Annotated in this window: 15 protein-coding genes; 7 read left to right on the top strand and 8 right to left on the bottom strand. The window is 64.8% G+C overall.

The genetic code is table 11. From position 1 onward, the window contains the following. Positions 1 to 22: 22 nt before the first annotated feature. The 5 genes from flgD to ACDI39_RS25405 all read right to left on the bottom strand — a co-directional run bounded on the left by flgD (position 23) and on the right by ACDI39_RS25405 (position 3,605). Positions 23 to 721 (bottom strand): flagellar hook assembly protein FlgD, encoded by a 699-nt coding sequence (gene flgD / locus ACDI39_RS25425; RefSeq protein WP_225789325.1) that lies wholly within the window; start codon positions 719 to 721, stop codon positions 23 to 25. Between the two features lie 15 nt (positions 722 to 736). Further along, positions 737 to 1,180 carry a flagellar basal body rod protein FlgC gene (flgC, locus tag ACDI39_RS25420; protein WP_043210925.1) on the bottom strand — a complete coding sequence of 148 codons (444 nt, stop codon included), beginning with the start codon at positions 1,178 to 1,180 and terminating at the stop codon, positions 737 to 739. Positions 1,181 to 1,182: 2 nt separating this feature from the next. Further along, positions 1,183 to 1,590, bottom strand: a complete 408-nt coding sequence (gene flgB, locus ACDI39_RS25415) for a flagellar basal body rod protein FlgB (protein WP_225789326.1) — start codon at positions 1,588 to 1,590, stop codon at positions 1,183 to 1,185. A gap of 208 nt (positions 1,591 to 1,798) precedes the next feature. Continuing rightward, positions 1,799 to 2,626, bottom strand: coding sequence for a protein-glutamate O-methyltransferase CheR (gene cheR, locus ACDI39_RS25410; RefSeq protein ID WP_225789327.1), 828 nt, complete (start codon positions 2,624 to 2,626; stop codon positions 1,799 to 1,801). 49 nt (positions 2,627 to 2,675) lie between these two features. After that, on the bottom strand, positions 2,676 to 3,605 hold the full coding sequence (locus ACDI39_RS25405; RefSeq protein ID WP_225789328.1) for a chemotaxis protein CheV: 930 nt from the start codon (positions 3,603 to 3,605) through the stop codon (positions 2,676 to 2,678). Between the two features lie 66 nt (positions 3,606 to 3,671). On the opposite strand from ACDI39_RS25405, the gene flgA reads away from it, so the two are divergent. The 4 genes from flgA to ACDI39_RS25385 all read left to right on the top strand — a co-directional run bounded on the left by flgA (position 3,672) and on the right by ACDI39_RS25385 (position 6,289). After that, positions 3,672 to 4,424, top strand: coding sequence for a flagellar basal body P-ring formation chaperone FlgA (flgA, locus tag ACDI39_RS25400; protein WP_225789329.1), 753 nt, complete (start codon positions 3,672 to 3,674; stop codon positions 4,422 to 4,424). A 211-nt stretch (positions 4,425 to 4,635) separates the two neighbouring features. Then, on the top strand, positions 4,636 to 4,950 hold the full coding sequence (gene flgM, locus ACDI39_RS25395; RefSeq protein ID WP_225789330.1) for a flagellar biosynthesis anti-sigma factor FlgM: 315 nt from the start codon (positions 4,636 to 4,638) through the stop codon (positions 4,948 to 4,950). Positions 4,951 to 4,997: 47 nt separating this feature from the next. Next, positions 4,998 to 5,465 carry a flagella synthesis protein FlgN gene (locus ACDI39_RS25390; RefSeq protein WP_225789331.1) on the top strand — a complete coding sequence of 156 codons (468 nt, stop codon included), beginning with the start codon at positions 4,998 to 5,000 and terminating at the stop codon, positions 5,463 to 5,465. Between the two features lie 80 nt (positions 5,466 to 5,545). Then, positions 5,546 to 6,289 (top strand): flagellar brake protein, encoded by a 744-nt coding sequence (locus tag ACDI39_RS25385; protein WP_225789332.1) that lies wholly within the window; start codon positions 5,546 to 5,548, stop codon positions 6,287 to 6,289. Between the two features lie 263 nt (positions 6,290 to 6,552). Here the strand turns inward: ACDI39_RS25385 and ACDI39_RS25380 are convergent, their stop codons facing one another. The 3 genes from ACDI39_RS25380 to bkdR form a co-directional block, all read right to left on the bottom strand. Then, entirely contained in the window at positions 6,553 to 7,887 is a 1,335-nt protein-coding gene (locus ACDI39_RS25380) for an MFS transporter (protein WP_225789333.1), read from the bottom strand. 149 nt (positions 7,888 to 8,036) lie between these two features. Beyond that, the gene (locus ACDI39_RS25375; protein ID WP_225789374.1) at positions 8,037 to 9,278 is read right to left on the bottom strand and encodes a glutamine synthetase family protein; all 1,242 of its coding nucleotides are present in this window, start codon (positions 9,276 to 9,278) and stop codon (positions 8,037 to 8,039) included. A 268-nt stretch (positions 9,279 to 9,546) separates the two neighbouring features. Then, positions 9,547 to 10,032, bottom strand: a complete 486-nt coding sequence (bkdR, locus tag ACDI39_RS25370) for a Bkd operon transcriptional regulator BkdR (RefSeq protein WP_054891915.1) — start codon at positions 10,030 to 10,032, stop codon at positions 9,547 to 9,549. 198 nt (positions 10,033 to 10,230) lie between these two features. On the opposite strand from bkdR, the gene ACDI39_RS25365 reads away from it, so the two are divergent. Genes ACDI39_RS25365 through ACDI39_RS25355 form a run of 3 tightly spaced genes read left to right on the top strand, consistent with a single transcriptional unit; the run spans position 10,231 to position 13,789 of the window. Then, complete coding sequence (locus ACDI39_RS25365; RefSeq protein WP_225789334.1) at positions 10,231 to 11,463, top strand: 3-methyl-2-oxobutanoate dehydrogenase (2-methylpropanoyl-transferring) subunit alpha; 1,233 nt, start codon at positions 10,231 to 10,233, stop codon at positions 11,461 to 11,463. Between the two features lies 1 nt (position 11,464). Then, a complete protein-coding gene (locus ACDI39_RS25360) occupies positions 11,465 to 12,523 on the top strand; it encodes an alpha-ketoacid dehydrogenase subunit beta (protein ID WP_225789335.1) in 1,059 nt (352 codons plus the stop codon). After that, positions 12,524 to 13,789, top strand: a complete 1,266-nt coding sequence (locus ACDI39_RS25355; protein ID WP_486537154.1) for a dihydrolipoamide acetyltransferase family protein — start codon at positions 12,524 to 12,526, stop codon at positions 13,787 to 13,789. Position 13,790: the final 1 nt, after the last annotated feature.

Here is a 13,790-nt window from a genome sequence, read left to right as displayed (position 1 = left end):
CTTGTGCCGCGTTAAACCGGCCTTAGATACCGATGGTTTGCACACTGGACAGGGGAACCTTCCCGAGCCCTGCAAGGTTGAGCATCATCTCGCCGCTCGGGTTGATGCTGACGCTGGTGACCTTGGCCGGCAGCAGCGTGTACATCTCCACCGCCTTGCCATCCACGGTGGTGGTGGCGGAGAAGCTGTAGGTGCCCGGATCGACCTTTTCGCCCTTCTCGTTGGTGCCATCCCAGATGAAGTCGGCGTAGCCAGCCTTCTGCTCGCCCAGCTCGATGGTCTTGACCACGTTGCCGTCCTTGTCCTTGATGGTGATCTTCGCTTCGCCGATCGCTTGCGGAACGACGATCTGGCCGTTGAAGCTCTCGGCGGTATCGACCACCGCCTTGTCGTTCTGCACCACCACCGAACGCCCGACCAGCGATGACGCCTGCAGAGCCTGGGACGAGCCCAGGGCACCGGCGATCGAGTTGACCGTGTCGTTGAGCGTGGTGATGCCTTCCAGGCTGCTGAACTGCGCCAGCTGGGCGATGAACTCGCCGTTGTCCTGCGGGTCCAGCGGGTTCTGGTGCTGCATCTGGGTCACGAGCAACTGCAGGAACGCATCCTTGCCCAGCGCATTCTTGTCGGTGTTCTCGGGCGTGGTCTTCTTGGTGCCGGTGCTCACGCCCGACGCCGAGAGAACATCGTTGAGGTTCACACCTGTGCTATCGACTGCCATGGTCGGGATTCCTTATCACTGACCCAGGGTCAGCACTTTCTGCATCATGGTCTTGGCGGTGTTCATCAGCTCGGCGTTGGTCTGGAACGCGCGGCTGGCGGAGATCATGTCGGCCATCTCCTCGACCACGTTGACGTTCGGGTAGTAGACGTAGCCGTCCTTGTTCGCCGCCGGGTGATTGGGCTCGTAGCGTGCCTCGAGGTTGCTCTGGTCCTCGACGATACCCATCACCTGCACGCCCTGGCCGGCCTCGCCCTGGTCCTGGAACAGCGACTGGCCAGCGCCGTTCTGCGCTTGCTGGAAGGTGGTGGCGAACACCGGGTGGCGTGCGCGGTAGGTCTGGTCGATGCTCGAGGACACGGTCTCGGCGTTGGCGATGTTCGAGGCGACGGTGTTCAGGCGCGTGTTCTGCGCGCTCATGCCGCTACCGGCAATGTTGAAGACACTGGCAAGGGACATGGTCACTCTCCACGCAGGGCCGAAACCAGCCCTTTGAATTTACTGTTGAGCAGGGTGAAGCTGGCCTGGAAGCCGATGGCGTTTTCCGCGTAGTTCGACTGCTCGATCTGCGCGTCCACGGTGTTCTGGTCGATCGAAGGCTGCATCGGCGTGCGGTACTTGAGGGTATCGTCGCCCATGGCCAGGCCTTGGGCCTCGATGTGCCGGGTGTTGGTACGGTCCAGGGCGATGCGGCCGCCCTGCTGCTTCTCGGCCTCGGCGGCGAGCACCGAGGAGAAGTCCATGTCGCGCGCCTTGTAGTTGGGCGTGTCGGCGTTGGCGATGTTGTTGGCCAGGACTTCGGCGCGCTGGGCGCGAAAGCCCAGGGCCTTTTCATGGATGCCGAGCGCCTTGTCGAAACTGATGCTCATGTCGGGGAAACCTTCGAAGGTGACCGGAAGAATCGTGAGCAAGCTTGAGCAAGGTCTGTGCCAACATGCACGACCCAATGAATCCGGCACTCCGGGCCGTTTGCCGGGGGCGGCAATGCCAGAAAAGCGGCAATGCCTTACCGCTTGGCGTCAGCAAAGCGGCAATGGGGGATGAAATGAAGCCGGGGCCGCACAGCGACCCCGCCCTTTACTTGGCCTGGTAGATGATCCCCGGGCTGCACTGGACCATCTGGTAATGGTCCGGCAACCCGTTGAGCGCCTCGGACGCCCCCAGGAACAGGTAGCCCCCCGGCTTGAGCGTGCCGTGAATACGCATGAGGATGTCCTTCTTGACCTGGGCCGAGAAGTAGATCAGCACGTTGCGGCAGAACACGACGTCGAACTTGCCCAGGCTGGCATAGCTGTCGAGCAGGTTGAAGGAGCGGAACTCGACCCGGCTGCGGATCGCCGGCTTGACCGCCCAGCGCCCAGCCCCCCTGGGGTCGAAATAGCGCTGCAGGCGCTCCTGGGACAGGCCGCGGGCGATGGCCAGGCTGTCGTACTCGCCGGTCTTGCAGTTGTTCAGCATGGCCCCGGACAAGTCGGTGGCGACGATCTGCGCGCCCATCTTCAGTTGGCCGAGGTTGCTGCGCTCGAACTCGTCGATGGCCATCGACAGCGAGTACGGCTCCTGCCCCGACGAGCACGCCGCCGACCAGATACGCAGGCGCTGGCCCGGGTTGCCGCGCACGAACTCCGGGATGACCTTGCTCTTGAGCACCTCGAACGGGTAGGTATCGCGGAACCAGAGGGTCTCGTTGGTCGTCATGGCATCGACCACCTGCTCGCGCAGGCCGCCGCGCGGCTGGGTCTGGATGCGCTGCACCAGCTCGCCGAGCGTCTTGATGCCCTGCTGCTCCATCAGCTTGTTGAGACGGCTGGAGACCAGGTACTGCTTATTCTCGCCCAGCAGGATGCCACAGGCTTTCTCCAGGAAGACCCGGAACTGTTCGAAATCCAAATTACCCGTAGACACGGCTACCGCCTCTTTTCAATCGCTGAGGCCGGGGCACGCCCCGGCCGTTTCAATGCGTCGCCTTGATCCGGTCGACCACTCGCTGGGCCAGGTCGTCCGGCTTGAACTTGGCCAGGAAGTCATCGGCGCCGACCTTCTTGACCATGGCCTGGTTGAATACCCCCGACAGGGAAGTATGCAGGAGGATGTGCAGGTTTTGCATGCGCGGATCGCTGCGAATCTCCGCAGTGAGGGTATAGCCATCCATCTCGGGCATTTCGATGTCGGAGATCATCATCAGGAACTCTTCCTCCGGACGCTTGCCCTCGTCCACCAGCTTGCGCAGGTAGTCCAGCGCCTGGCGCCCGTCGTTGAGCGCCACCACCTCGACACCGACGGTCTGCAGGCAGCGGCTGACCTGCTTGCGCGCCACGGACGAGTCATCGACCGTGAGCACCCGCAGCAGCACCGCCTTGTCCTGCACCTCGGCGTCGATCACCCCGGCCGACACCGCCTCGGAGGAAGGCGCGACCTCGGCGAGGATCTTCTCCACGTCGATGATCTCCACCATACGCTCGTCCACCCGGGTGACGGCGGTCAGGTAGTGGTCGCGGCCAGTGCCCTTGGGTGGCGGGTGGATCTCCTCCCAGTTCATGTTGACGATGCGCTCCACCGAATGCACCAGAAAGCCCTGGGTCTTGGTGTTGTACTCGGTGATGATCACGAAGCTGTTGCGCGCCTCCTCCTGCAGGGCCGGCAGGCCGGTCGCCATCGACAAGTCGAGGATCGGGATGGTCGCCCCGCGAATGTTGGCCACGCCGCGCACCACCGGGTGGGACTTGGGCAGCAGCGTCAGCTCCGGGCACTGCAGCACCTCCCGGACCTTGAACACATTGATGCCGTAGAGCTGATCGCCATTGAGGCGGAACAGCAACAGCTCCAGGCGGTTCTGCCCCACCAGTTGCGTGCGCTGGTTGACCGAATCCATAACACCAGCCATGCCAGACTCCTTCATACGTATCAGCCTATGTACCAGATCGGCACGGGCTTTGCTTTTTTGAGCGTCATGTACACGAAAACGACATTTTCCCGACGATTGACGCACCTGCTGACCGGCTCGCTGGCCGCGCTGTGCCTGCTGGCACCCGGCGCCCGCACGCTGGCGGATGCGTTTACCTTGCCTGAACAACTTATCGGCGTCACCCAAGGGTTTCTTGAATTCGCCGTGGAGGACTACCTGGCCACCAGCCAGACACCAGGCCGCTACGAGATCCAGGTCAACTCGCTCGACCCGCGCCTGCGCATGCCGCTGTGCAGCCAGCAACTTGACGCTTCGCTGGAGAGCCCGGCGCAGCCGCTGGGCCGGGTCACGGTGCGGCTGCGCTGCAACGGCAGCGGGCCGTGGACGGTGTTCGTGCCGGCTCAGGTGCGGCTGTTTCGCGACGTGGTGGTGATGACCCGTCCGCTCAAGCGCGAAAGCGTCATCGGCGAGGGCGACGTGGCCCTGCGCGAACGCGACGTGGGTACGCTCAACCAGGGTTTCCTCAGCGACCTGGAGCAGGCCGTGGGCATGAAGCTGCTGCGCCCGGCCGTGCTCGACCAGGTGCTCACGCCGCAGCACCTGGAGCAGGCCGAGGTGGTGCGCAAGGGCGACCATGTCGTGATCGTCGCCCGCAGCGGCAGCCTGAGCGTGCGCATGCCGGGCGAAGCATTGGCCAAGGGCGGCCTGTCCGAACAGATCCGGGTGCGCAACCTGAACTCCAAGCGCGTGGTGAAGGCACGGGTGACCGGGCCGGGGCAGGTCGAGGTGGCCATGTAGCGGTTTCAACTGTCATTGGGGGGCGATGGGCTGCAAGGCAGCCCCGACCGCCGGGGATATAAGGCTGGCGGCGCGGAACCGCTTTTCCTAAACTGTGTCAGAAAACGGGTCGTGCGAGCTTGCCGACGGGCAGCGATGCATTCGCGGCTAAAGTTTCTTTCGGGTTGGCCGAAAACATGGCAAGCGTCCAAATCCCCAGAGGTTTCTGATCATGGTCATCGACTTCAGTCGTTTGAATAACTCTCCGTCCGTCACGGGCGGCGTTCGCGGCAACACCGCGGCCGGCAACGCCGAGAAAGCCGGCGAAACCAGCGAAGCGCCCAAGCGCTCCAGCGTCAGCGGAGAAGCGGTACACCTCAGCCAAGAGGCCCAGCAGTTGCAGAAGATCAGCGACAAGCTGCGCGACCAGCCCGAGGTCAACAGTGCCCGCGTGGCCCAGTTGAAACAGGCGATCGCAGACGGCAGCTACCAGGTCGATGCCGGCCGGGTCGCCAGCAAACTGCTTGAATTCGAAGCCCAGCGCTGACCTTCCGGCGCGCTGACTTCAAGGACGCCACACGCCAAGAGCCAGCCATGCACGACATCACCCTGCTGCAACTGATCGAAAACGACATCGCGCCAACCCAGCAACTGCTCGAACTGCTCCAGAACGAAGCGGTCGCCCTGCACGGCCGGGACATGGCGATGCTGGAGCACATCCTGGCACGCAAGCAGTCGTTGATCGCCTTGCTCGAACAGCAAGGGCAGCGGCGCAACCACCTGCTCACCAGCCTCGGCCTGAGCGCCGATCGTGCCGGCGTGCAGGCACTGGCCGCGCAATCGCCCAACGGCGCGGTGTTGCTGCAGCAGCTCGACGTGCTCAGCCAGTTGATGGATGCCTGCCAGAAGGTCAACGAGACCAACGGGCGGATCATCCAGGTGCAGCAGCACGCCACGGCCAACCAGATCAGGATCCTCATGGGCGGCGATTCTCCGTCGCTCTACGACAGCCGTGGCGCCACCTCGCCACTGGCCAAGCCCCGGGCGCTCAGCCAAGTGTGATTATTTCTATCAAGGCACGGAACATACTGGCAAAATGCCGTTACTTGCGTGTGTCGTTTTTGCCTGGAGATTGATAACCCGTGTTCAATGAGTCCGATGCTCCCCAGCCGCCAAAGGTGCTCACCACTCCTTTGGAGATCGCAGCCAACCTGCGCCAGCTGCTGGATAGCCACGATCCGCTGATCATCACCTTCCATGAACGTAGCCAACGCTTCCAGAGCTACGTGGTTCAGGTGGACCGTGACGGCAATACCCTGGCGCTGGACGAAATGATCCCGCGTGATGGCGAGAAATACATAGAGAACGGCGAACCGTTCCGCGTCGAAGGCTTCCATGAGGGTGTACGCATCGCCTGGGAATGCGACACCCCGCTGCGCATCGGCGAAATCGATGGCCACCGCTGCTACCGTGGCCCCCTGCCCACCGAGGTGACCTACCACCAGCGGCGCAACGCCTTCCGGGCCGCGCTCAAGCTGTCGCAATTGGTCGACGTGGTGCTCGACGGTGACAAGCTCAAGGGCAACGGCGCCCTGCGCGGCAAGCTGCTGGACATCTCCGCCACCGGCTGCAAGTTGCGTTTCGACGGTAACGTTGGCGAACGCCTGCAGTTGGGCCAGGTCTATGAGCGCTTCGGCGCCAGTGGCCCACTGGGCATGTCGCAGGTCATGGTGGAGCTGCGCCACCTGCATTTCGAGGAGCGTTTCAACACCACCTTCGCCGGGGTGCGCTTCCACAACCTCAACGGGCAGATGCAGCGCAAGGTCGAGAGCTTCGTGTACCAGTTGCAGCGCGAAGCGCGGCGGTTCGACAAGGACGATTATTGAGGCTTGTACGCTGAGCAAAACGCCACCTGCCCGGGTTAATGCTGTTCACTTAAGCAATTGGGGCCGCCTTGCGGCCCTTCGCGGGCAAGCCCGCTCCCACAAGTACGCTGCAAATGCACGATCCTGTGGGAGCGGGCTTGCCCGCGAAGGGCTGCAAAGCAGCCCCAATCGATGTCACATCAGACTTAAGTGAACAGCATTAACCTGCCCGGGTGGCGTTTTTGTTTGGGTGCGCTGTAGCTAAGGCCGCATCACGCCCCACCTCAAACCGTCCTGTTGACCTCCGTCTGCGCCATATCCTCCCCAGGCTCCTCCTCTTCCTCGGTGTCCTCCGCCGCCACCGGCGCCTGCATCACCTCCTGCACCGTCTGCTCATCGACCCGCGGGTCGAGCGCCGCCGACAATGGCGAACCCGCCGCCGGCATGGCCACGTGACCCAGCGGCGCATCCTGCACCTGGTGCAACCCGGTGACCGCCTTCGGCCGGATACGCCAGACCAGCACCAGGGCGAAGAACAGAAAAAAGGCATAGAGCATCTGCGCCCCCAGCAGCTTCATCAACACCCCCGCCGCCAGAGGGCCGATACAGGCGCCCACGCCATAGGTGACCAGCAGCATCGCCGTCAGGGAAACCCGCCGCTCGCCCTCGACGTGGTCGTTGGAAAACGCCACCGCCAGCGGATAAAGGCAGAACTGCAGCAACGAGATCAGGAAGCCCACGGCGAACAGCAGCTCCAGCGGCACACTGGGCAGCACCGCCAGCGGCAACGCGGCCAGCGCCAGGCCCACTGCCACGCTGCGGATCAGCACCGCGCGGTCGTAGCGGTCCGACAGCCAGCCCAGCGGCCACTGCACCACCAGACCAGCGAAGATGCAGCTACCCATGAACAGGCCGACCTGCTCGGTGGAGAGCCCCTGGTTGGCCGCGTACAGCGGCGCCAGGCCATAGAACGAGCCGACGATCAGGCCCGCGCCGAGCACCGTGGAAAGCGACTGGGGCACGCGCTTGATGAAAAACTTCGGTTCCATCGGCGCCGGGCGCAGCGGCGCCGGGTGGATCCGCCGGGTCATGGCCACCGGCACCAGGCACAGGGCGAAGCACATGGCGACCAGCATCAACAGCTCGGGGCCGAGCTGCGGGTGTACCACCAATATCAGTTGCCCGAGCACCAGCCCCAGGTAGGACGCGATCATGTAGCCGCCGAACACCGCGCCACGCTGCTTGGCATCGGCCTGCTCGTTGAGCCAGCTCTCGATGACCATGTACTGGCACATCATCCCCAGGCCGACGACCATCCGCAGGCCCACCCAGGCCGGCAGCCAGCTCGTCAGGCCATGGCCCAGCACGGCGGCGCCGACGATGCCGGCACAGGTGGCGTAGGCCCGGATATGCCCGACCCGGCCAATCAGGCGGTGGCCGATCTTGCCCCCCACCGCCAGACCGAAATAGTTGGCCGCCATCAAGGCACCGACCCAGAGGCTGTCCACGTTGTCGGCAGCCAGGCGCAAGGCCAGGTAGGTACTGAGCAGGCCCGAACCGATCAGCATCATCAGGGCGGCGAAATACAGCGAACGAAAAGACTTCCAGATCTGGCGCATGCGTCCCGGTGGGCTCCCTGGTCAGGTGGAGAAGACGGGTGGCCTGCATGGCCACTGCAGGGCAAGCATAAGGGGAAATCCAGGGTGGTGCAGGCCCCCGGCGCGGAAAAAAATCGCCGGGGGCGCGTCCAGTGCCGGTTGTGTCGCGATCAGGCCTGTGCCGCCAGCACGCGTCGCTCCCAGGGCGTGATCTCATCGAGGAAGTCGGTCAGCTCCAGGGACTTGGTGGCGACGTAGCCATCGATGAATTCCTCGCCGAACAGCTCCCGGGCCAGGGCGCTGCGCTTGAGGCGCTCCAGGGCCGCATGCAAGGTGCAGGGCAGGCTGAGGTGGTCAGGCACTGCGAACTCGCCCTGGATGGCCGGTTCCGGCTGCAAGCGCTGTTCGATGCCGTGCAGGCCGGCGGCAAGGCTGGCGGCAATGGCCAAGTAAGGATTGGCGTCGGCGCCTGGCAGGCGGTTCTCGACCCGTCGCGCCGCCGCCGAACTGGCCGGGATGCGCAAGCCCGCGGCACGGTTGTCGTGCGACCAGCAGGCATTGTTCGGCGAGGCGTACGGGTGGCACAGGCGCTGGTAGGCGTTGACGTTGGGCGCGAACAGCGCGGTGAAGTCGGCCATGCAGGCCTGCAGGCCGCCGATGAAGTGATGGAACGTCTCGGTCGGCTGGCCCTGCGCGTCGCTGAACACATTGCGCCCCGTGTCGAGCTGCACCAGGCTCTGGTGCAGGTGCATCGAACTGCCCGGCGTGTGGGCCAGCGGCTTGGCCATGCATACCACGGTCAGGCCATGCTTGAGCGCCACCTCCTTGAGCAGGTGCTTGAACAGGAACGTCTGGTCGGCCAGCAACAGCGGGTCGCCGTGCAGCAGGTTGATCTCGAACTGGCTGACGCCCATCTCGTGCATGAAGGTATCGCGCGGCAAACCAAGGGCCGCCATGCACCGGTACACCTCGTTGAAGAAGGGGCGCAGGCCGTTGTTGGAGCTGACGCTGAAGGCCGAGTGCCCCAGTTCGCGGCGGCCGTCCAGGCCCTGCGGCGGCAGGAAGGGCTGGGTGGGGTCCGGGTTGGGCGCGAAGACGAAGAACTCAAGCTCGGTGGCGACCACCGGCGCCAGCCCCTTGGCCGCGTAGCGGGCGATCACCGCCTTGAGCTGACCACGGCTGGACAGCCGCGATGGCGCGCCGTCCAACTCGACCGCGTCGCAGATGGCCAGCGCCCGCGGCTCGTCGCTCCAGGGTAGGCGGTGGACCTGCGCAGGATCGGCCACCAGGGCCAGGTCGCCGTCGTCGCTGCCATAGAACCTGGCCGGCGGGTAGCCGCCCATGATGCACTGCAGCAATACCCCTCGCGCCATCTGCAGGCGCCGGCCCTCGAGGAAACCCTCGGCGGTCATTACCTTGCCGCGAGGGATGCCATTGAGGTCGGGGGTTATGCACTCGATCTCGTCAATGCCCGTCAAGCGCTCGGCGAACGAGCGCTGGTCATTGGTCGTCATGACACTGTCCTTATTGTTTTCGTATGCCGTGAACGGCGACAGGCACAACCATAGGCGCTGGGCGTTGAAAATATCAAGCAGCCCGGAAGGTTTCCGTAGCAATTTATGAACAGCGGGGGATTGATCTCGCGAGAAACTTGTAGGAAGGGGCTGACACTGCCCCCGCTCACTCGCGCAAGGTCATGCCATTGGCCGGCAACGGCAAGGCGGTCTTGTAACGCACCTGCTTGAGGGCAAAGCTGGAGCGGATGTTGGCCACCCCAGGCAGGCGCGTCAGGTAGTCGAGAAAACGCTCCAGCGCCTGGATGCTGGGCAGCAACACGCGCAACAGGTAGTCCGGGTCACCGGTCATCAGGTAACACTCCATCACCTCCGGCCGCTCGGCAATCTCTTCCTCGAAGCGATGCAGCGACTGCTCCACCTGCTTCTCCAGGCTCACGTGGATGAACACGTTGACGTCCAGCCCCAGCACCTCGGGCGACAGCAGGGTCACCTGCTGGCGGATCACCCCCAGCTCCTCCATGGCCTTGACCCGGTTGAAACAGGGCGTGGGCGACAGGTTCACCGAACGGGCCAGCTCGGCGTTGGTGATCCGGGCGTTTTCCTGAAGGCTGTTGAGAATGCCGATATCCGTGCGATCCAGTTTGCGCATGAGACAAATTCACCTGTTTCTTGTGTTTGTACAGAATATTTATCTGCGTCTGGCGGCGAAGGCAATCAACTTGAGAGAAAAATTCTCCTGCCATGCCCCTATGATTGTATTTAACGCTGACCTACCGGTCACAAGCCGGTATCCAGCGGCGGCCGCTTCAAAGCTCACAAAAACAACATCCGAGCGAGCGTAAAAAGCATGAACGAGTACGCCCCCCTGCGTTTGCATGTGCCCGAGCCTACCGGCCGGCCAGGCTGCCAGACCGACTTCTCCTACCTGCGCCTGAACGACGCAGGGCAAGTCCGTAAACCGCCCATCGATGTCGAACCCGCCGACACCGCAGACCTCTCCTCCAGCCTGGTCCGCGTGCTCGACGAGCAGGGCAATGCCCTGGGCCCATGGGCCGAAGGCATCGACCCGCAAATCCTGCGCCAAGGCATGCGTGCCATGCTCAAGACGCGGATCTTCGACAACCGCATGGTCGTCGCCCAGCGCCAGAAGAAGATGTCCTTCTACATGCAGAGCCTGGGCGAGGAAGCCATCGGCAGCGCCCAGGCCCTGGCGTTGAACCGCACCGACATGTGCTTCCCCACCTACCGCCAGCAGAGCATCCTGATGGCCCGCGACGTGTCGCTGGTGGAGATGATCTGCCAGTTGCTGTCCAACGAGCGCGATCCGCTCAAGGGCCGCCAGCTGCCGATCATGTATTCGGTGCGCGAAGCCGGCTTCTTCACCATCAGCGGCAACCTGGCGACCCAGTTCGTCCAGGCGGTCGGCTGGGCCATGGCCTCGGCGATCAAGGGCGATACCAAGATCGCCTCGGCCTGGATCGGCGATGGCGCCACCGCCGAGTCCGACTTCCACACCGCCCTGACCTTCGCCCACGTCTACCGCGCCCCGGTGATCCTCAACGTGGTCAACAACCAGTGGGCCATCTCCACCTTCCAGGCCATCGCCGGTGGCGAAGCGACCACCTTCGCCGGCCGTGGCGTCGGCTGCGGCATCGCCTCGCTGCGGGTCGATGGCAACGACTTCCTCGCGGTGTACGCCGCCTCGCGCTGGGCTGCCGAGCGCGCCCGCCGCGGCCTGGGCCCGAGCCTGATCGAATGGGTGACCTACCGCGCCGGCCCGCACTCGACGTCGGACGACCCGTCCAAGTACCGCCCGGCCGACGACTGGAGCCACTTCCCGCTGGGCGACCCGATCGCTCGCCTGAAACAGCACCTGATCGCCATCGGCCACTGGTCCGAGCAAGAGCACCAGGCGGTCACCGCCGAGCTCGAGGCCGAGGTCCTCAAGGCCCAGAAGGAAGCCGAGCAGTACGGCACCCTGAGCAATGGCCATATCCCCAGTGCCGCCTCGATGTTCGAGGACGTGTACAAGGAGATGCCCGAACACCTGCGCCGCCAGCGCCAGGAACTGGGGGTCTGAGATGAACGACCACAACAACAGCATCCATCTGGAAACCGCCATGTCCACCACCACCATGACCATGATCCAGGCCCTGCGCTCGGCCATGGATGTCATGCTCGAGCGCGACGACAATGTGGTGATCTACGGCCAGGACGTCGGTTACTTCGGCGGCGTGTTCCGTTGCACCGAAGGCCTGCAAAACAAGTACGGCAAGTCGCGGGTGTTCGACGCGCCGATCTCCGAGAGCGGCATCGTCGGGACCGCCGTGGGCATGGGCGCCTACGGCCTGCGCCCGGTGGTGGAGATCCAGTTCGCCGACTACTTCTACCCGGCCTCCGACCAGATCGTCTCGGAGCTGGCGCGCCTGCGCTACCGGTCGGCCGGCGAGTTCATCGCCCCGCTGACCCTGCGCATGCCCTGCGGCGGCGGCATCTACGGCGGCCAGACCCACAGCCAGAGCCCGGAGGCGATGTTCACCCAGGTCTGCGGCCTGCGCACGGTGATGCCGTCCAACCCCTATGACGCCAAGGGCCTGCTGATCGCCTCGATCGAATGCGACGACCCGGTGATCTTCCTCGAGCCCAAGCGCCTGTACAACGGCCCCTTCGACGGCCACCACGAGCGCCCGGTGACGCCTTGGGCCAAGCACCCGCACAGCGCCGTGCCGGATGGCTACTACAGCGTGCCCCTGGACAAGGCAGCGATCGCCCGCCCGGGCAACGACGTCACCGTGCTGACCTACGGCACCACGGTCTACGTGGCCCAGGCGGCTGCCGAGGAGACCGGCGTCGACGCCGAGGTCATCGACCTGCGCAGCCTCTGGCCGCTGGACCTGGAGACCATCGTCGAGTCGGTGAAGAAGACCGGCCGCTGCGTGGTGGTCCACGAGGCCACCCGTACCTGCGGCTTCGGCGCCGAACTGGTGGCGCTGGTCCAGGAGCATTGCTTCCATCACCTCGAGGCGCCGATCGAGCGCGTCACCGGCTGGGACACCCCCTACCCCCACGCACAGGAATGGGCCTACTTCCCCGGCCCTTCGCGGGTAGGCGCGGCATTGAAACGGGTCATGGAGGTCTGAATGGGCACGCACGTCATCAAGATGCCGGACATTGGCGAAGGCATCGCGCAGGTCGAGTTGGTGGAGTGGTTCGTCAAGGTCGGCGACATGATCGCCGAGGACCAGGTGGTGGCCGATGTCATGACCGACAAGGCCACCGTGGAAATCCCCTCGCCAGTCAGCGGCAAGGTGCTGTCCCTGGGCGGCCAGCCGGGTGAAGTCATGGCGGTGGGCAGCGAGCTGATCCGCATCGAGGTCGAAGGCAGCGGCAACCATGTCGACGAGCCTCAGGCCAGGCCGCTGGCAGCCGAGGCCGCGCCGCCCCCGGCCGAGCCCGCGCCGCATGTCGAGGCCCAGGCGCCCGTCGCACACGCCAGCGCGCCCGCCGCGCCCATCGTGCCACGCCAGGCCCACGAGAAACCGCTGGCCTCCCCTGCCGTGCGCAAGCGCGCGCTGGATGCCGGTATCGAGCTGCGCTACGTGCATGGCAGCGGCCCCGCCGGGCGCATCCTGCACGAAGACCTCGATGCCTTCATGCGCAAGCCGCAGACCAGCGCCGGCCAGGCGCCGGGCGGCTACGCCAAGCGCAGCGACAGTGAACAGGTGCCGGTGATCGGCCTGCGCCGCAAGATCGCCCAGCGCATGCAGGATGCCAAGCGCCGTGTCGCTCATTTCAGCTATGTCGAGGAAATCGACGTCACCGCCCTCGAGGCCCTGCGCCAGCAGCTCAACCAGAAGCATGGCGACAGCCGTGGCAAGCTGACCCTGCTGCCGTTCCTGGTGCGTGCGATGGTCGTGGCACTGCGTGACTTCCCGCAGATCAACGCCACCTACGACGACGAGGCCCAGGTCATCACCCGCCATGGCGCGGTGCACGTGGGGATCGCCACCCAGGGCGACAACGGCCTGATGGTGCCGGTACTGCGCCATGCCGAGGCGGGCAGCCTGTGGAGCAATGCCAGCGAGATCGCCCGCCTGGCCCATGCCGCCCGTAGCAACAAGGCCAGCCGCGAGGAACTGTCCGGCTCGACCATCACCCTGACCAGCCTCGGGGCCCTTGGCGGTATCGCCAGCACGCCGGTGGTCAACACCCCGGAAGTGGCCATCGTCGGCGTCAACCGCATCGTCGAGCGGCCCATGGTGATCGACGGCCAGATCGTCGTGCGCAAGATGATGAACCTGTCCAGTTCCTTCGACCACCGCGTGGTCGATGGCATGGATGCAGCCCTGTTCATTCAGGCCGTGCGCGGCCTGCTGGAACAGCCCGCCTGCCTGTTCGTGGAGTGAG

This window comes from Pseudomonas sp. Tun-23181, assembly GCF_057415455.1.
The sequence above is the reverse complement of the archived record's forward strand: the minus strand, read 5'-3'. Positions and strand labels throughout refer to the sequence as shown.

Bases quoted from the DNA above. Each gene is read 5' to 3' on its own strand.
- flgD (WP_225789325.1), bottom strand. From the start codon at position 721: ATGGCAGTCGATAGCACAGGTGTGAACCTCAACGATGTTCTCTCGGCG.
- flgC (WP_043210925.1), bottom strand. From the start codon at position 1,180: ATGTCCCTTGCCAGTGTCTTCAACATTGCCGGTAGCGGCATGAGCGCG.
- flgB (WP_225789326.1), bottom strand. From the start codon at position 1,590: ATGAGCATCAGTTTCGACAAGGCGCTCGGCATCCATGAAAAGGCCCTG.
- ACDI39_RS25405 (WP_225789328.1), bottom strand. From the start codon at position 3,605: ATGGCTGGTGTTATGGATTCGGTCAACCAGCGCACGCAACTGGTGGGG.
- flgA (WP_225789329.1), top strand. From the start codon at position 3,672: ATGTACACGAAAACGACATTTTCCCGACGATTGACGCACCTGCTGACC.
- flgM (WP_225789330.1), top strand. From the start codon at position 4,636: ATGGTCATCGACTTCAGTCGTTTGAATAACTCTCCGTCCGTCACGGGC.
- ACDI39_RS25390 (WP_225789331.1), top strand. From the start codon at position 4,998: ATGCACGACATCACCCTGCTGCAACTGATCGAAAACGACATCGCGCCA.
- ACDI39_RS25380 (WP_225789333.1), bottom strand. From the start codon at position 7,887: ATGCGCCAGATCTGGAAGTCTTTTCGTTCGCTGTATTTCGCCGCCCTG.
- ACDI39_RS25375 (WP_225789374.1), bottom strand. From the start codon at position 9,278: ATGACCGCCGAGGGTTTCCTCGAGGGCCGGCGCCTGCAGATGGCGCGA.
- bkdR (WP_054891915.1), bottom strand. From the start codon at position 10,032: ATGCGCAAACTGGATCGCACGGATATCGGCATTCTCAACAGCCTTCAG.
- ACDI39_RS25365 (WP_225789334.1), top strand. From the start codon at position 10,231: ATGAACGAGTACGCCCCCCTGCGTTTGCATGTGCCCGAGCCTACCGGC.
- ACDI39_RS25360 (WP_225789335.1), top strand. From the start codon at position 11,465: ATGAACGACCACAACAACAGCATCCATCTGGAAACCGCCATGTCCACC.
- ACDI39_RS25355 (WP_486537154.1), top strand. From the start codon at position 12,524: ATGGGCACGCACGTCATCAAGATGCCGGACATTGGCGAAGGCATCGCG.